Here is a 16,588-nt window from a genome sequence, read left to right on the forward strand (position 1 = left end):
CGTGCTTTCCCCAGAGCGTTTTCCAGAAAAGTCGATAGGCTTTTCGATAAAGAAAACGCGTCAAAACAAAGAATTAGAGTGAAAGTGCGCTTCGGAGAAATCGCGCTTGGCTCTCGAGCAAAACGCGATAGGCGGCATGTTTTTGCCCGATGAACGAGATATTCACCGGCGTGCGGCAAAGCTGTGATTGGACACCGGAATGTGCAATGCAGGCCGGTTTTCTGTATGGGCAGCGTGATAACAGGAAAACGCGGCATCGGGCCCGATGCCGCAGGAAGAGTGCGGGCCAGGCATGAACGAGATGGTGCAATATGCGGCTGACGGCGATGAAGCAGGGCCGGCCGTCAGTATCGAGGGCACGCTCTCGGTGGTGTCGATTGCCAAGACCTATGGCAAGCGCACGGTCGTGAGCGATGTCAGCCTGGAGGTCCGGCGCGGCGAGGCCGTCGGCCTGCTCGGTCCGAACGGCGCCGGCAAGACCACGGTCTTCTACATGATTACCGGCCTGGTGCCGCCGGATCATGGTCGTATCGAACTCGACGGCCATGACGTAACGGCGCTGCCGATGTATCGGCGCGCCCGGCTCGGCATCGGCTATCTGCCGCAGGAAGCCTCGATCTTCCGCGGCCTGAACGTCGAGGAGAATATCCGCGCCGTGCTCGAGATCGTCGAACCCAACAAGGCCGAGCGTGAGCGCCAGCTCGACGAACTGCTCGACGAGTTCAAGATCGGCCGCTTGCGCAAGACTGCCTCGATCGCGCTCTCGGGCGGCGAACGCCGGCGCGTGGAAATCGCGCGCGCTTTGGCGGGGCGGCCGTCCTTCATGCTGCTGGACGAGCCTTTCGCCGGCATCGATCCGATCGCGGTGGGCGACATCCAGACCCTGGTGCGTCATCTGACCAATCGCGGTATCGGCGTGCTGATCACCGACCACAATGTGCGCGAGACGCTGGCCCTGATCGACCGGGCCTACATCATCCATTCCGGCCATGTGCTGACCCAGGGCACGCCGCAGGAGATCATCGACAATCCCGAAGCCCGCCGGCTCTATTTGGGCAGCGAATTCAGGATGTGAGGCGGCCACGCGGTCATCCCGGACGCGGTGCGGCACATCGTGACGCTTCGCAGATCCGGGATCGCTTGCAGAATACGGTTTTTAATCGTCCTGCGGTTCCGTGTCTGCACCGCAACACTTCGTGTTGCAGCGCGCACGGGATGACAATCGCCCTGATTCTCCTCTAGGTTCGACAGGCCAACCCGGAACGTCGATTTGCTCGCCTATGTCCTGCGCCGCCTCGCGCTGATCGTGCCGACCTTGTTCGGTATCATGCTGATCTCCTTTGCCATCATCCAGATCGTGCCCGGCGGTCCGGTGGAGCGCATGGTGTCGATGCTATCGGGCAATGCCGGGGGCGGGGGCGATCTCGGCGGGCCCGCGCCGAGCTTCAATGCCGGCGCCTCGCAATATCGCGGCTCCCAGGGGCTCGATCCGGCCTTTATCGCCAGCCTGCGCAAGCAATATGGCTTCGACAAGCCGGTCTATGAGCAATTCTGGCTGATGATCAAGAACTACGCCACCTTCAGCTTCGGCCAGAGCTATTTCCGCGATACGCCGGTCACCACGCTGATCGCCGAGAAATTGCCGGTGTCGATCTCCATCGGCCTGTGGGTGATGCTGCTCTCCTATGCGATCTCGATCCCGCTGGGCATCCGCAAGGCGGTCAAGGACGGTTCCTTCTTCGACGGCTGGACCAGTGCGGTGATCGTCATCGGCTATGCCATTCCCGGCTTCACCCTCGGCATCCTGTTGATCACGCTGTTCGCCGGCAGCGCCTTCTGGCAGATCTTTCCCAATGGCCGGCTGGTTTCCGACAATTGGAACGAATTGTCGCTGTGGGGCAAGATCGCCGACTATGCCTGGCACATGACGCTGCCGCTGATCGCCATGGGGGTCTCGGCCTTCGCCACGCTGACGATGATGACCAAGAACGCCTTCCTCGACGAGATCCGCAAGCAATATGTGCTGACGGCGCGCATGAAGGGCCTGTCGCCGAGCCGGGTGCTCTATGGCCATGTCTTCCGCAACGCCATGCTGATCGTGATCGCGAGCTTTCCTGCTGCCTTCATATCGGCACTGTTCACGGGATCGCTGCTGATCGAGCAGACCTTCGAGCTCAACGGCCTGGGACGGCTCAACTATGAATCGGTCATCAACCGCGACTATCCCGTGGTGCTGGCCTCTATCTACATCCTGGCGCTGGTGGCCCTCGTCATCAACCTGGCCACCGACCTGATCTACATGTTCGTCGATCCGCGCATCGACTTCGAAGCGCGTGAGGTTTGAGATGGCGGCTGCCACCCAGACCCGGCGAGGCTGGCTCAATCTGTCGCCTCTCAACCGGCGGCGCCTCAACAATTTCAAGGCCAATCGGCGCGGCTATTGGTCGTTCTGGCTGTTTCTCACCCTCTTCATCCTGTCGCTGTTCGCCGAGTTCATCGCCAATGAAAAGCCGCTGCTGATCGTCGACAAGGGCCAGGTCTTCACGCCGGTCTTCGTCGATTATGACGAGACCGATCTCGGCGGAGACCTGCCGGGACCGGCAAATTTCCGCGATCCCTACCTGGTCAAACTGCTGGCCGATCGTGGCGCCTTCGTGCTCTGGGCGCCGATTCGCTATGGTCCGCAGACCATCAACAAGAACCCGCCGGCCGGCGGCGTGCCCTCGCCGCCCACCTGGGCCCTGCGCGACGAGCAGTGCCGTGACGCCGCCCAGACCGTGGGCGGGACGACCTGCCGCGACATCGAATGGAACTGGCTCGGGACCGACGATACCGGCCGCGACGTGCTGGCCCGCATCATCTACGGCACCCGGATTTCGCTGCTCTTCGGCCTGATCCTCACCTTCTTCTCCTCGCTCATCGGCGTGGCCGCCGGCGCGGTGCAGGGCTATTTCGGTGGCTGGGTCGACCTGATCTTCCAGCGCGCCATCGAGATCTGGACCAGCATTCCATCGCTCTATCTGCTCATCATCATCTCGGCGGTGCTGGCGCCGGGCTTCTGGGTGCTGCTCGGCATCCTCCTGCTGTTTTCCTGGATGGCGCTGGTGGCGGTGGTCCGTGCCGAGTTCCTGCGCGCCCGCAACCTCGAATATGTCCGGGCGGCCAAGGCGCTCGGCCTGTCCGACACCACCATCATGATCAAGCATCTGCTGCCGAACGCGACCGTGGCGACGCTGACCATGCTGCCCTTCATTCTCTCGGGCGCCATCTCGACGCTGACGGCGCTGGACTATCTCGGTCTCGGCCTGCCCCCCGGCACGGCCTCGCTGGGCGAATTGCTCAAGCAGGCCCAGGCGAGACCCAATGCCTATTGGCTCACCATCTCCGGCTTCACGGTGACGGCGTTGCTGCTGTCGCTGCTGATTCTGGTCGGCGAAGCGGTGCGCGACGCACTCGACCCGCGCAAGACCTTCGGCTGACCCCAGGAGAAAATCGCATCGGACGAAATCGCATCGGGCGATTGCAGGATGCGGAGCGATCGGCTAGAAGGACAAGCGAAGCACCCATAGCTCAGCTGGATAGAGTGTTGCCCTCCGAAGGCAAAGGTCGCACGTTCGAATCGTGCTGGGTGCGCCATTCCTCCCTTTCGCGATGATCTGCAGCCGCTCGAGACATTCCCGGGCGGCAAGGCTTGTCGATTGCAGACGATGCGGCGAACCGTTGGTTCAGTCCGGATTCATGGCAGCAAAAACCGCCTCGTAGCGGCCGTCCCGCTCGGCCCAGCGGCGGGCGCGGTCGCGTTCGACCAGTACCTCGCCTCGGGGATGGTCGCCCCGTTCGAGCAACTGCATCACCTCGGCGACATAGGTATCGACGGGAATCGCGCGCGGATCGGAAGCCTGCCGGCTGCCGGTGAGCTCGGTCTGCACATAGGGTGGTGCCAGTTCGAGCACCTCGACGGGCACCTTGCGAAGCTGGTGGCGCAGGGATTGCAGCCAGGAATGCAGGAATGCCTTGCTGGCGCAATAGGCCGGGAAGTCGGCGCGGGGTACGAAGGCGAGGTTGGAGCTGGTGGCCATGATCGCCGCGTCCGCCTGTCCCTTCAGGATCGGCAGGAGCGCCGCCGTCACGCGCAACACGCCCAGGATGTTGGTCTCCACGATCGCCTCGGCATCGCCGGCGTCCCAACCGTCCGCCGCCAGGTCCTCGGCGCGCGAGATGCCGGCATTGGCGACGAGCATGTTCAGTTCGGGAAAGCGCCCGCGAACCTCGCTCGTGAGGCGTGACAGGGAGTCGGGATCGGCGAGGTCGAGCGGCAGCCCCACCAGGCCGGGCCGGTTCGTCGTGATCCGGTCAAACAGGCCTTGGCGCCGCCCCGTCACGATGACGCGGTTGCCGCGCTGGTGGAAGGCTTCGGCGAGCGCGCGGCCGATGCCGCTGGTGCCGCCGGTGACGAGAATGGTGTTGCCGGTCATTTTCATGGGTGCTGCGTCTCCGTTGAGCTGGGGGCACGGAAACGCCAGCGCTGCGACCGATGCAGCGGACCGCCTCCAATCCCGGCTGGGCGCTGGGCATCGCGGCGGCAGCAAGCCGCGCCAAGATGGCAGCTCCAGAGGAGGACGGGAATGCGGAGTAGGAGAGAGATGACATGACCGTAGCGCCCTGTTGAATCGAGATCTCCCTGCTGGGACCCTCTCGACGAAGGACGCGTTGGATGACGGTAACGCCTACGGCAGCGTCATGACTGGCCGCTGCACCCATTTCCCTACTGTGGCGGGCGGCCGTCGTCAAGGACGCCATCCAGGCTTCGCCCTGCTGGACAAGCTCAAGGCCGATATCGAGGGGGAAGCCGGGAGCATGACTGCGCTGCCTGTCTTGAATCATCATTCTCAAGGCGAGCGCAGGTCGACGCACCGGCTGTCGCTCGATACGCAGCCGCCCTCTTCAGCCTGGCGGGCTACCAAGGGCAGGGTGATGTCCAGACAGGCACCGCCCGTGGGGCTGTTGGATGCGGCGATATGGCCGCCATGCAGGCGCACGATCTCGCGCACGAGGTTGAGGCCCAGCCCGGCGCCGCGGCCGTCCTGCCGCAGGCGGTGGAACGGCTCGAAGATCCGTTCGGTCTCGCTTTCGGGGATGCCCTCGCCCTCGTCGCAGATCTCGATGCGGCCGCTGCCGTCGACGCGCACGCCGATGGTGCCGCGGCGCCCGCCATGATCGATGGCGTTCTGGACGAGATTGGTCAGCGCCCGCTCGAGCGAGGTCTGGTCGCCCGTCACCAGGATCGGCCCGTCATCGGCTCTGAAGTCCATCTCGTATCCGGCGGCGAAGGCCAGCGGCGCGAGATCGACGATCACTCTTTGGGCAAGCGCGACAAGATCGACCGTTGCCGTCGGCCTTTCCTGCTGGTCCAGGCGCTGGAAGTCGAGCAATTGCCCGGTCAGCACCCCCAGGCGGGAGGCATCCTCCAAGAGGCGCGTCTTCTCCGGTCCCGGTGGCAGCGAGGCGATGCGGGTGGTGAGGATGGCGATCGGCGTGCGCAGTTCATGCGCAGCGTCGGCCAGGAAGCGTTGATGCCGCTCATAGCCCTTGTCGAGGCGGGCCAGCGCATCGTTGACGGCCTTCACCAGCGGCATGATCTCCGCTGGCACCCCGGTCTGGGGCAGGCGAACGCCGCGTTGGCCGATGTCGATGCGCCCGGCCTGTGTGGCGGCCGCGCCGAGCCCGGAAAGGGCCCGGCGCACCACGATCGGCGTGACGACCAGGGTGACCAGCGCCATCAGGACAAAGAGCGGACCGATCACGGTGGCCGAACTCAGCGACACCCCCCAGAACAGATGCTGCCAGGACATATGGCCTTGTGTGCCGGTGAGGATCTGTACGCGCCCAGCGGGGCTCTCCACCCATTTGAGCACGGCCGCGGGCTTGTCGATGCCGGGCCGGTCTTCTCCGAGCCGGATCTGCTGGATGTGGATCATGCCCGCGGCGAACGGGGCGTAGTCAACAGGAACGCTGCCTTCCCTGAGGTCCCGGCCCTGCTTGTCGCGGATGATGAACCACAGATCGGGCGCTTCCTGGCGCAGCCGCCGGAGATCACCGGTCTCCGCCAGGATGAGCCGGCCGCCGCCGTCGCGCACCAGGGCGTCGCGGAGGACGTCGAGGGCGCTGTCTTCATAGGCATCGGCGAACCGCGCCGTGCCCCAGACGGCGACGACCACGATCACCACGATCAGCGCGAGCATGACGGTCTGGAAGGCGACCAGCCGCTTGACCAGGCGCCAGCGCAGGGAAAGCGAGGAGACGGCGGTCATGACGTTTCGCGCAGGAGATAGCCGACCCCGCGAATGCCGTTGATGACGACCCCGGCATCGGCATCGGCGAGCTTGCGTCGCAGCCGCGAAACATGGGTGTCGAGCGCGTTGGACTGGATCTCGTCATCCAGGCCGAACACCGCCTCCATCAGGAAGGGACGCAGCACCATGCGCCCCATGCGTCGGACCAAAGCGGCCAGTACCAGCAATTCCCGCCGCGGCATGTCCAGCGGGGCGCCGGCCACGCTGGCTTCCTGGTGGGTGAAGTCGAAGCAGAGCCGCCCGACCCGCACCATATGCGATTGCAGATTGGCGGGCCGGCGCAGCAAGGCGCGCAGCCGCGCCAGCAATTCCTCGAAGGCGAAGGGCTTGCCGAGATAGTCGTCGGCGCCATGTTCCAGCCCGCTGACACGATCGGTCAACTCGCCGCGGGCGGTAAGCACCAGCACCGGCACGGCATTGCCGCTGGCGCGCAGGGTCGGGATCAGCGACAGCCCGTCGCCATCGGGTAATTGCCGGTCGAGAAGCAGGGCGTCATGCACCCGATCGCAGAGGATTTCCTCGGCGGCGGCGATGCTCGAGACATGGTCGACGATCATGTCGTGGCGGACCAGGGCGGAGCGCAAGGCCGAGACCATCTCCGGCTCGTCTTCCACCAGCAAGATCCGCATTGCCGCCTCTCCATGTCCCCTTGGCTCGCGCCTTGCCAGCATAGCGTTACCCGTCCTGCATTGCGCGAACCTTGCACATGTTCCTGCAATGCAGGGGAAAAAGGGGCAATCGGGGCCACGACCGATGCATCTTGATGAAGGTGCATGAGGCCAGGAGGTGGCCGGCTGTCTTCCCGTGCTATCTCGGTGCCGGCCCTTCCTCGTGACCCTGACGGAAGCGAGCAGCCGGCCGGTCGATGCGGCCGAGGGCCAGCGCGAGGGCGAGGGCAGCCGCGGCGGCGACGACGACGAGCAGGCTTGCCGATGGCCAGCCATAGGCATCGATGAGCGCGCCAACGGCAATCGGCCCCGCGACCTGGCCGAGGCTGCTGCCCTGCATGGCGAGGCCGACCACCATCGGAGCCAGCGCCGCGGCCGGCGCCAGGACAGGGGCCGAGGACAGGAGTGTTGCCGGGATGAGGCCGCCCACGGCCGAAAACACGACGCATAACAGCAGCAGCGGGCCATTCGGGAAGATCTGCAGGAACACGCAAGGCGCGGTGATTCCCATCACCAGGCTGGCGCTCGCGATCAGCACGGCCCGGCGGGTCCCGCGCGACAGCAGGAAGCCAGCCGCGAGATTGCCGAGAATGTTCGAAGCACTGGCGAGGGCGCTGAACATGCCGGCGGTGCCATAGTCCAAGCCCATGCGCTGCATCAGCAGCACCGGCAGGAAACTGAACAGGGCGAAGAACATCAGGCTATAGAGGGCGAAGCATATGGCGAGCAGCGGGGGGGCGCCGGTGGTCAGCACGGCAAGGACATTCCGGGCGAGGCGCTGCGGCGGCGTCGTGCTCCCATGGGTGCTGCCCGGCACCGTGACCAGCGCGGCCAGGATGGCAAGGCTTGCGATGATCGCGCCGGACCACCAGATGGCGCGCCAATTGCTGAAGAACGGGCCGGCGAGCATGGCGAGGGCTATTCCGGCCGGCATGAAGCAACTCCACAGGGCAAAGGCGAGATCGCGCTGCCCGGCAGGGCTGATCCGGTTCAGGATGGCGGGACCCGCGACCGTGACCAGCAGGAAGCCGAGGCCTTCGACGATGCGCGAGGTGACCAGCGCGCCATAGTGGGAAGTAAGGGCACCGAGCCCGCTGCCGGCCGCGATGGCACCCAGGCCCAGCACCAGCATGCGGCGATCGCCGAAGCCGGAGATGGCCGCTCCCGCCGGGATGCCGCCGGCCAGGCCGAGCACGGCGAAGATGCCGGCCAGCCAGCCGATGGCGCCAAGGCCGAGGCCGAGATCGGCCTGCAGCAAGGGAGCGGCGATCAGCGTCTTGCCGACCTGCAGCGAGGCTGCAATGCCGGAGGCGACCACCACGGCTACTGCCGGCCAGGCCGTGGTGCTGCGGGGCAGGAGGAGAGGAGGAGCCATCAGGCGGCATCCTGGAGCCGCGCGGCGGCGAGGGCCCGGGCGAGATGGGCGACGTGACGTCCCTGGAAGCGCGCACCGTCGAGTTCGTTGGTGCTGGGCTCGCGATTGCCGCCGTGGCCGTCATCGGCCAATGTCGAAGCGCCGTAGGGCGAACCGCCGGTGATCTCGTCCATGCGCGACTGGCCCTGGAAGGTATAGGGCAGGCCTGCAACCACCATACCCAGATGCAGCAGGGCGATATGGGTGGACAGGATCGTGGCCTCCTGCCCGCCATGTTGGCTGCCGGTGGAGGTAAAGACGCTGCCGACGCGCCCGACCAGCGCGTTGCGTGCCCACAGCCCCCCGGCCTGATCTAGAAAATTCTTCATCTGCGCGGCCATCATGCCGAAACGCGTCGGCGTGCCGAAGATGATGGCATCGTGGTCGGCCAGTTCGGCAACGTCGGCAATCGCTGCGCGCTGGTCCAGCTTGTAGCCGGCGCGGATGGCAACGGCGTCAGGCACGATTTCCGGCACCCGTTTCACCACGGCGCGTGCGCCGGTTTCACGCACGCCTTCGGCCACCGCACCCGCCATGGTCTCGATATGGCCGTAGGAGGAATAGTACAGCACCAGCACGGACGTCATGGTCAACTCCTCGTCATTCCTGGATGACGGGAGCATGGCATTTCTGGCTTATCGATCGGAGTGATATAATTGGCATCAAACTGATCGAAAGAATTGATCATGATCGATGCTCTTACCTTGGATCAACTGCGCACCTTCGTGACGGTCGTCGACAGCGGCAGCTTCCGCTCGGGGGCTGCCAGGCTCTCGCGCGTCCAATCGGCGGTGAGCCATGCCATCGCCAATCTGGAGGCCGAACTCGGGCTGGCCCTGTTCGATCGCACCGGTCATCGCCCGGTGCTGACCGGCGAGGGCAAGGCGCTGCTGGCCAATGCCCGCGACATCCTTCTGCGCGTCGACGCCATGCGTGCCCGTGCCCGAGGATTGGGTGAGGGGGTGGAACTCGAACTTTCGCTGGTGGTGGACACGCTGTTTCCGGTTGCCTGGGTCGGCGAGGCGCTCAGGGTGATGCGACAGGACTACCCTTCTGTCGCGATCCGCCTCGCCTTCGAACCCCTGGGTGGCCCGCTCACGGCCCTGCTGGCCGGGCGCAGCACGCTGGCTGTGATCACCGGTGAGAATTTCCGCGATCCGCGCGTGGTGCTGCAGGGCCTCGCCTCGATCGAAATCGTGGCGGTCGCCGCGGCGGGACACCCGCTGGCCACTCGGATCGACGAGCAGACGATCGAGGTCGCCGAACTCGCCGATCATCTGCAGATCGTCCAGGTGGATCCAACCACCCTGACACAGGGGCGGGATTTCGGCGTGTTGTCACCGCAGACCTGTCGCGTCGGCAGCCAGGACACCAAACATGCCATGATCCTGGCGGGATTGGGGTGGGGGCGCCTCCCCTCCTGGCAGGTGGAACGGGATCTGCGGGAAGGCCGTCTTGTGCGGCTGCACACGAAGGATCTGGGTCGCCATGCCAGGGCGGGCACGCAGGCCTATCTCGCCCATCGTCTCGATGAGCCGCTCGGGCCGGCCGCCCGCGCCTTCGGCAGGGCGATCGAGCGCATTGCCGCAGCGTAGGGCATCATGCCGAAAGGTGGCTGTCGGCTTTCGGCAAAACGATGCGGCAGCCACAGGCCGTGGCGACGGCATCGATTCCGGAGCCAGATTCGACGCCGCAATGCCTGCCGAAACGGCAGCCTGTCAAATCAGCGGTATGTACATATTCACGACAAGAACTATCAGTGTGTGCAGGCTGTTTCAGTTTGAATCAATTGTCGGATTGCCTATGCCGCGTCCCAAGTTCATTGTGCTGCTCCAGGGACCAGTCGGCCCCTTCTTTTCCGAGCTTGCGCAATCGCTCGTGGCGCGTGGCGACAGAGTCCTCAAGATCAATTTCAATTTCGGCGACCGCATCTATTCGAGGCGGATTCCGTTTGTCATGTTTTCCGACAGCCTGTCGGCATGGCGGGGCTGGTTCTCGCAGTTCCTGCTTGGCCAGAAGCCGGACAAGGTGATCTTGTTCGGCGATCAGCGGCCCTATCATCAGGTGGCTGTGGCGCTGTGCCGGGAACTGGGCGTCGATGTGTGGTGCCTGGAGGAAGGGTATCTACGCCCCGATTACGTGACCGCCGAACGGGAGGGCAACAATGCGGCTTCCCTGCTGCCGCGGGTCCTGTCGGCCTATGACCGCAGCAAGGCCGCCCCCGTCGAGGCGCCGGTGACGATCCCCGCCACCAGCTTCAAGCCCATGGCTTGGTGGGCTTTCAAATATTACCTGGCGATGTCGGCCGGCAGCTTGGTGTTTCGGCAATATTCCCATCATCGCGAGCGCTCCCTATTGGGCGAGGCGATGCTCTGGAGCCGCAATGCCATGCGCAAATACACCGATCGCTGGAACAATGCGAAGAAGATCATCGACCTCGTCGACAATTTCGACCGCAAATATTTCGTCGCCGCCTTGCAGGTGCATGATGACCTGCAATTGCGGGTTCACGGCGCGGGCTGGACCATGGAGCGCATGATCGAGGCCACGATCCGTTCCTTTGCCAAGCATGCCCCGTCCGGTACCCGCCTTGCCTTCAAGGCTCATCCGCTCGACCGTGGGCACCGGCCCTATCACCGCTTCGTGGCGCAACTCGCCAAGCTGGCGGGCGTGGCCGATCGGGTCTCCTTGATCGACGACGGGCCGACCGGGCTGTTGATCCGCCATGCTCGTGGCATGATTACGGTCAACAGCACCACGGGAATTCTGGCGCTGCAGCGCAATTGCCCGGTCTTCGTGCTGGGGAATGCGCATTACGCCATAGACGGCCTTGTTGCCCATGGTGGCGAAGACAAGCTGAAACAGTTCTGGAGCGCGCCTTTCCTGCCCAACGCGGCAGCAAGGGATGCCTTCGTCAGTCATATGGTGGCAGCGACGCAGATCAACGGTTCCTATTATCTGAGCCGTTACTTCGATCTGACCATCCACAACCTGATTGCTCGTATTGACGACAATGTGGTGGAATTGCCGAAGAAAGCCCCTGTGCGTGTGCCGAAATCGGCTTGAAATCGCTCTATGGAAGTCTGAGGACAACCAGTCCTGTTAAGCCTCCGAAGCGAAGTGCGCTTAGACTGAAACGCTTTTTTGCTCTCGCTTCTTGGTTCGGCGCGTCTTCGCAGTTCTTGACGATTCCGTCACATCGCAAGACGTCTTGAAGTCCGGCGGCGAAGGGCCTGCATCCGGACGGGCGGCGCGGCAACGCAATGGCTTGCAGCCCTTAATTAAGCCGGCTTACAAGACAGGCTGGCGCTGCCGAATGACGCCGGCCAGAGCCATCGGCCCGCCTCATCGGTCGTTGCAGACCCGGCAAACAAAAACGGGGGCAAATCTGCCCCCGTCGATGCAATGAGATCTGAGCAGCAGCGCGTCGGATCAGAACTTGTAGTTCACACCCAGACGCACGGCGTGGAAGTCCGGCGAGGCCTTGGAGTGAAGGGTGCCGCTGCCGCGCACCGTGTAGCTGCCGAAGTTCACATACTGATATTCGATGCGGCCCGAGAGATTGTCGGTGAAGGCATATTCGAGACCGGCACCGGCCGTCCAGCCCACCTTGGTGTTGCTGTCGCTGAACGAAGCGCCGTCATAGCTCAGCTTGTAGTCGATGTTGCCATAGGCCAGACCGCCGGTGGCGTAGATCAGGAAGCGGTCATAGGCATAGCCGATGCGCGGACGCAGCGTGCCGTACCACTTGATGTCCGAGCGGGCACGACCGGGAGCGCCGGCGACCACACCATGCACGGTGTCCTTGATCTGGGCACCCTGGAAGTCGGTTTCGATACCGACCACGATGTTGTCGAACTGGTAGTTATAGCCGGCCTGCAAGCCGCCAAGAAAACCCTTGCCCGTCAGCTTGCCGATGTCGCCGAGGAAATCCGGATCGTGGATGCCGACCGTGTCGCGGCCGCCGAAAGCATAGCCGACGTTCGCACCAGCATAGAAGCCTGTCCAGGAGAACGGCAGGACAACCGGTGCCACAGGCTCAACAGGTGCAGGCGCGAGATCGGCAGAGAAAGCTGCCGTTGACGAGAGCAGAAGAGCAATTGCTGCTGCAGAGATTCTCATATGCGTCACTCCTAAAGGCGAAATCACCATGCCAGCTTTCGAAACATGAGTCTGTAGCTTTGATGCAACAGGTATTTGGAAAATAACACGTTTAATTGAGAGGAACCATAAGGTGCACGACCGGTTTGAATTTTTGCACGGTAAGATGATTTGGCTATGATCACAAAGAAATTTTATCCAAGCTTGATGCTATATAGTAGAAAATAGTATCACGAATGGGGAAATGTCGTTGAGTTAGCGAGTGTCGGTCGGCGGTTCGCCTCAGGCGGGGCTCCTGCTGGCGAAGTTGTTTTTCGGGACCGCATGCTCGAAGTGATCCCGCACGACATCGAGGGCTTGCTGCACGTGATCCCGCCAGGTGGGGAGGGCGGCACGGGTGCTGAGCTCGAAGCGGTCCGAAGCCAGTGCCGTCACCGCACCCATCCATTGCGGCAGGTCGATGGGATCGACCAGGCTGATGCCATGGTGGCCTGCGAGTTCGGCCACCTCGCGATGCGCGGGAATGTCGGAGGCGATCACCGGCACGCCGAGGGCATTGGCTTCCAGGATCGGCAGTCCGAAACCTTCTACCAGTGATGGCTGTACCATGCCGTGCGCGCCGGCGATCAGGGAGGCGACGGCGGGGTCGCTGAGGTCGGCGACTTCCACGACATGGCGGGCCAGTGGGGCGGCGTGGGTCAACAGGTCCAGGACCTGGTCGACTTTCCAGCCCCGCCGTCCTACCAGCACCAGGCGCGGACAGGCCGCGCCAAGCTTCTCGGCAAGACGGCGCCAGAGCAGCAGCAGCAAAGCATGGTTCTTGCGCGCCTCGATGGTGCCGAGGCAGACGAAATAGGGGATCTGCGAAGAGGGCGGGCGCAGGGCGCTGCGCGTGAGGAATTCGTTTTCGACGGCCAACGGCACCACCACCACGCGCGGCGCGGCAGGCCGAGGCTCGCCGCGCGGGATGGCCGCCGCCAGCCAGGCGGTGAAGCGATCGCGCGAATAAGCCGAGTTGGCGATGATCAGGTCGGCATGCTGCAGCAAGGAGAGCATGCGGCGATGATGTTTGGCGGCCTCGCCTTCACGGCAGAACTCCGGGAAGTCGACGGGAATGAGGTCATGCAGCATGGCGACGATGCGTGCCCCGCGCCGCTTCATTTCCTGAATTTTGAGAGTGTTTTCCAAGCCCGAATGGGAAGTATTGAGATAGACCGATCCGCGCAGATTGAGAGGCAAGTCTCGCGTACCGAAGACTTGCCGCATGCCGGTGAGCGCCACCCGGGCCGCGGAAGGTTCCGTCCGGCTGGCTTCGGCCAAGCGCCGGCAGCCGCGTTCGGAGGCCCACACCGGCCTGGCGAGATAGTCGGCCAGATCGGTGTAGATGCGATCCTTTTCGACATCGGCTCCTTGCCAAGCTGAATTTTCCGTGGGCGGGAGAAGCTTGTCGACGCGCCGCAAACCGTTGAAGCCCGGCATCTTGGCGACGAAGGAGACCTCGCCGGCCAGATCGGGCAGGAGCCGGATATAGGCGGCATCGACCCGATCAATGCCGGTGGGCGTGGTGCGGATGAGCCGGCGCAGATGCCGCGATACGTCAAAAAGAAACTGCATTGCGGGGCCACCAACGTATGATTCGGCGCAAGGGGCTGGTTTTGCCGGCGGGAGCCTGGCGCGCTGTGCTCAGCCAGTTCACCGCATCTTCGGCTTCCATCGGCAGCCCCCGGACGGGGTGCAGATAGCTCGGATAAAGGATGAGGGCGGCAGCCACCAATTCATCGAGCGTGCGGCGCCGCGTGCGGCGGGGTATGGCGACGCGGTCGGTCGTCAGGCCCCAGCCGGCAAAGAAGGGGGCTCCGTGGCAGGTCACGGGCTTGTTCCGCAACAAGGCTTCGAACCCCGCCAGCGAGGTGCGCACATGCACTTCGTCGGCAAAATCGATCCAGGCCGCGGCATCCCCCGACACCGCCAGATGATCGGCCAGGGCGCCGGCGGCGGTCGGGTCGCTCAGGCCGGGCCGTTTGCCGGCCACCAGATCGGGATGCTCCTTGAAAATGATGAAGGCGTCGGCGCATTCGCGGCGGACGGCACGCAGAAAGTCGAGATTGCTGGCCTGGCTGGGCAGGCCGAGCCTGAGGGATTGGTCATCGGGCACCTGCCCGGCCACCAGTACGCGCCGGCGTCCTCCTGCTTGCCGATGGACCTCGTCGGGCACATCGCTGCGCAGATTATATTTGGTCAGGCCCGCCTGCAGGATCGCCTGGCGCAGCCGCGCGGCGCGCTCGGTGAGGTCGGCGGGAAAAGTGCCGGTCTCCAGAAGAGTCTCGAGATCGCTAGCGGTGGTTGCATCATAATAGATGCCGCTCTCATCGAAGCACAGCGAGATCGGGACGGTGCCGGGAAAGCCGAGTCCCACCGATCTGAGGAAGCCGTCCTCGACCGCGATCGCCGCCGCCGCCCTGGCGGAAGAGGGTGACAGGCCCCAGCTGAGCTGGCGCGCCTTGCCGGACGCTGTGGCGCTGAAGCGAAGCATGGCGCCCGGGGCGGTGCAATAGCGCCGGAGTATCGGCCGTTTGTGCAGCTTGATGGCGACAGCCTCGGTCTCCCCGCGCCACCGGTCGGCATGGGCACGCCAGCCCTGCAGCCTTGCGATCGCCTGTTCAGGGCCGGCGGCGCGGCCGGTGATCGGATCGGCGTAGAGTGGGTAGCGGATCAGGGCAGCGTCGACGAGGTCGGCGATGTCGAGCCGGTTCCCGACCCGCGCGTGGCGGCGAGCCAGGGCCTCGCGCGCGCCGGCCAGCACCGGCCGGTCCTCGCTCAATCCCCACCCCGCATAGAAGGGCACGCCATAGCACCGCACCGGCAATCCACGCAGAAGGGCGTCGAAGCCGAGCTGGCTCGACACGGTCCAGACCTCATCGACTTCATCGAGCACGGCGTGGGGCGAAACGGCATCGTCGAGCCGGCGCAGATGGGTGGCGGCCGCGAGGCCGGCGAAGCTGCCCTGGGCCCGGCCCGCCATCACATCCGGGTGCGAGCGGATGATGATCTGGGCGTCCTGCAAGGCGAGGGCATCGGCCAGCATGGCGGCAAAGCTCGTCCTGTCGGCGCAGGCGCCGGCAATCGACAGATCACCTGCGACCTGCTCGACCAGCAGGATGCGGCGATGCCCGCGCGGCCCGAGCTCCAATGGCCTGTCGGGCAGATGGTTATATTTGGTCAGCCGCCGATGTACGATCTCGTCACGTAGGGCGGTGGCGCGTGGCCGGGTCTCGTGAAAATTCCCCAGTGCCAGTTCGTGCTCGAGTCGCGACGGCGTGCGGGCGTCGTAATAGACGCCGAGGTCGTCCATCACCACCGAAACAGCCGCCGCCCCGGCCTTGCCGAGGCCGACGGAGCGCAGGAAGCCGTCCTCCAGGGTGAAAAAGGGGCGGGCCAGCCGGGCGGCTGCATGTCTGGCCCAGCGGGCCGGCAGCTTGCGGCCCCAGCCGGCGACGGCGTCAACTCCACGTCCCGCCTGTTCCAGAGCCACCAGCCGGTACTCCGGCAGCAACTCGCCGAGATCCGGGAAACGCAACAGCGTGACCAAGGGCAGGCCGATGACGCTGCCGGGGCGTGGCAACCAGGACCGATCCATCAGCATGACCCCGGAGAAGGCATGGCGAACCTGGCGTGCAAGGCGCCGGAGATGGAAGGCGGTCTGGAAGATGGTTGCAGGGGCGCCTGCATCAGAAGATCCATGGCCTGGATCGATGACCTTGATCGGGAGATGGACCTGCAAGACGTGGTGTGTCGCCGTTCCAAGCGGAAGGGAGCTGCACGGGCTTGCGGAAACGATGACGGTAAAGAGAGACGTCCTACTACTAAAGGAGTAATCTTTGTGTCGTCGGCAGACTTTGAGCCGTTATGGTTCTCAGTCGCGGTGTCTCTCTGGGGAGCTTGAGCAAAAACCTCGTCGCCAATTATCAGTATATTGTAAGAATTCCTTTTTTTACTTTTGATAAAAGTGGAAAAAATTAGGTGGTGAATTAAAGAGAGTTTCTCACAAGAGA

General features: G+C 64.2%; 13 protein-coding genes and 1 tRNA gene. 6 read left to right on the forward strand and 8 right to left on the reverse strand.

Annotated features, from left to right (window positions below):
* Window positions 1-265: 265 nt before the first annotated feature.
* The 4 genes from lptB to BA190_RS22870 all read left to right on the forward strand — a co-directional run bounded on the left by lptB (window position 266) and on the right by BA190_RS22870 (window position 3,636).
* The gene (gene lptB, locus BA190_RS22855; RefSeq protein WP_068292780.1) at window positions 266-1,075 is read left to right on the forward strand and encodes an LPS export ABC transporter ATP-binding protein; all 810 of its coding nucleotides are present in this window, start codon (window positions 266-268) and stop codon (window positions 1,073-1,075) included.
* Between the two features lie 195 nt (window positions 1,076-1,270).
* Window positions 1,271-2,344 (forward strand): microcin C ABC transporter permease YejB, encoded by a 1,074-nt coding sequence (locus BA190_RS22860; protein WP_068292785.1) that lies wholly within the window; start codon window positions 1,271-1,273, stop codon window positions 2,342-2,344.
* Window position 2,345: 1 nt separating this feature from the next.
* Complete coding sequence (locus BA190_RS22865) at window positions 2,346-3,479, forward strand: ABC transporter permease (RefSeq protein WP_068292788.1); 1,134 nt, start codon at window positions 2,346-2,348, stop codon at window positions 3,477-3,479.
* Window positions 3,480-3,559: 80 nt separating this feature from the next.
* Window positions 3,560-3,636 (forward strand) — tRNA-Arg (locus BA190_RS22870).
* Between the two features lie 89 nt (window positions 3,637-3,725).
* On the opposite strand, the gene BA190_RS22875 is transcribed toward BA190_RS22870, so the two are convergent.
* From BA190_RS22875 to wrbA, 5 genes are all read right to left on the reverse strand, one after another.
* Entirely contained in the window at window positions 3,726-4,481 is a 756-nt protein-coding gene (locus tag BA190_RS22875; protein WP_068292790.1) for an SDR family oxidoreductase, read from the reverse strand.
* 408 nt (window positions 4,482-4,889) lie between these two features.
* On the reverse strand, window positions 4,890-6,311 hold the full coding sequence (locus BA190_RS22880; protein WP_068292793.1) for a HAMP domain-containing sensor histidine kinase: 1,422 nt from the start codon (window positions 6,309-6,311) through the stop codon (window positions 4,890-4,892).
* Window positions 6,308-6,982 carry a response regulator transcription factor gene (locus BA190_RS22885; protein WP_068292795.1) on the reverse strand — a complete coding sequence of 225 codons (675 nt, stop codon included), beginning with the start codon at window positions 6,980-6,982 and terminating at the stop codon, window positions 6,308-6,310. The genes BA190_RS22880 and BA190_RS22885 overlap by 4 nt, the downstream gene beginning before the upstream one ends.
* Before the next feature lie 178 nt (window positions 6,983-7,160).
* A complete protein-coding gene (locus tag BA190_RS22890) occupies window positions 7,161-8,396 on the reverse strand; it encodes a CynX/NimT family MFS transporter (RefSeq protein WP_068292797.1) in 1,236 nt (411 codons plus the stop codon).
* Window positions 8,396-9,022, reverse strand: a complete 627-nt coding sequence (wrbA, locus tag BA190_RS22895) for an NAD(P)H:quinone oxidoreductase (RefSeq protein WP_068292800.1) — start codon at window positions 9,020-9,022, stop codon at window positions 8,396-8,398. The genes BA190_RS22890 and wrbA overlap by 1 nt, the downstream gene beginning before the upstream one ends.
* A 99-nt stretch (window positions 9,023-9,121) precedes the next feature.
* Between wrbA and BA190_RS22900 the strand changes: the two genes are divergently transcribed.
* Window positions 9,122-10,030, forward strand: a complete 909-nt coding sequence (locus BA190_RS22900; protein ID WP_068292803.1) for a LysR family transcriptional regulator — start codon at window positions 9,122-9,124, stop codon at window positions 10,028-10,030.
* Between the two features lie 208 nt (window positions 10,031-10,238).
* A complete protein-coding gene (locus BA190_RS22905) occupies window positions 10,239-11,501 on the forward strand; it encodes a capsule biosynthesis protein (protein WP_068292806.1) in 1,263 nt (420 codons plus the stop codon).
* Between the two features lie 366 nt (window positions 11,502-11,867).
* Here the strand turns inward: BA190_RS22905 and BA190_RS22910 are convergent, their stop codons facing one another.
* The 3 genes from BA190_RS22910 to BA190_RS22920 form a co-directional block, all read right to left on the reverse strand.
* The gene (locus BA190_RS22910; protein WP_068292809.1) at window positions 11,868-12,557 is read right to left on the reverse strand and encodes an outer membrane protein; all 690 of its coding nucleotides are present in this window, start codon (window positions 12,555-12,557) and stop codon (window positions 11,868-11,870) included.
* Window positions 12,558-12,818: 261 nt separating this feature from the next.
* Window positions 12,819-14,150: a glycosyltransferase family 1 protein gene (locus BA190_RS22915; protein WP_068292811.1), complete on the reverse strand. Its 1,332-nt coding sequence runs from the start codon at window positions 14,148-14,150 to the stop codon at window positions 12,819-12,821.
* A complete protein-coding gene (locus tag BA190_RS22920; protein ID WP_162275185.1) occupies window positions 14,134-16,173 on the reverse strand; it encodes a capsular polysaccharide biosynthesis protein in 2,040 nt (679 codons plus the stop codon). Before BA190_RS22920 ends, BA190_RS22915 begins: the two co-directional genes overlap by 17 nt.
* Window positions 16,174-16,588 lie beyond the last annotated feature (415 nt).

The sequence above is a fragment of the Labrys sp. WJW genome (genome assembly GCF_001676615.1).
Classification (GTDB): Bacteria; Pseudomonadota; Alphaproteobacteria; order Rhizobiales; family Labraceae; genus Labrys; species Labrys sedimenti.

Bases quoted from the DNA above. Each gene is read 5' to 3' on its own strand.
- BA190_RS22900 (WP_068292803.1), top strand. From the start codon at position 9,122: ATGATCGATGCTCTTACCTTGGATCAACTGCGCACCTTCGTGACGGTC.
- BA190_RS22890 (WP_068292797.1), bottom strand. From the start codon at position 8,396: ATGGCTCCTCCTCTCCTCCTGCCCCGCAGCACCACGGCCTGGCCGGCA.
- BA190_RS22880 (WP_068292793.1), bottom strand. From the start codon at position 6,311: ATGACCGCCGTCTCCTCGCTTTCCCTGCGCTGGCGCCTGGTCAAGCGG.
- BA190_RS22875 (WP_068292790.1), bottom strand. From the start codon at position 4,481: ATGAAAATGACCGGCAACACCATTCTCGTCACCGGCGGCACCAGCGGC.
- lptB (WP_068292780.1), top strand. From the start codon at position 266: ATGCCGCAGGAAGAGTGCGGGCCAGGCATGAACGAGATGGTGCAATAT.
- wrbA (WP_068292800.1), bottom strand. From the start codon at position 9,022: ATGACGTCCGTGCTGGTGCTGTACTATTCCTCCTACGGCCATATCGAG.
- BA190_RS22865 (WP_068292788.1), top strand. From the start codon at position 2,346: ATGGCGGCTGCCACCCAGACCCGGCGAGGCTGGCTCAATCTGTCGCCT.
- BA190_RS22910 (WP_068292809.1), bottom strand. From the start codon at position 12,557: ATGAGAATCTCTGCAGCAGCAATTGCTCTTCTGCTCTCGTCAACGGCA.
- BA190_RS22885 (WP_068292795.1), bottom strand. From the start codon at position 6,982: ATGCGGATCTTGCTGGTGGAAGACGAGCCGGAGATGGTCTCGGCCTTG.
- BA190_RS22920 (WP_162275185.1), bottom strand. From the start codon at position 16,173: ATGGATCGGTCCTGGTTGCCACGCCCCGGCAGCGTCATCGGCCTGCCC.
- BA190_RS22915 (WP_068292811.1), bottom strand. From the start codon at position 14,150: ATGCAGTTTCTTTTTGACGTATCGCGGCATCTGCGCCGGCTCATCCGC.
- BA190_RS22905 (WP_068292806.1), top strand. From the start codon at position 10,239: ATGCCGCGTCCCAAGTTCATTGTGCTGCTCCAGGGACCAGTCGGCCCC.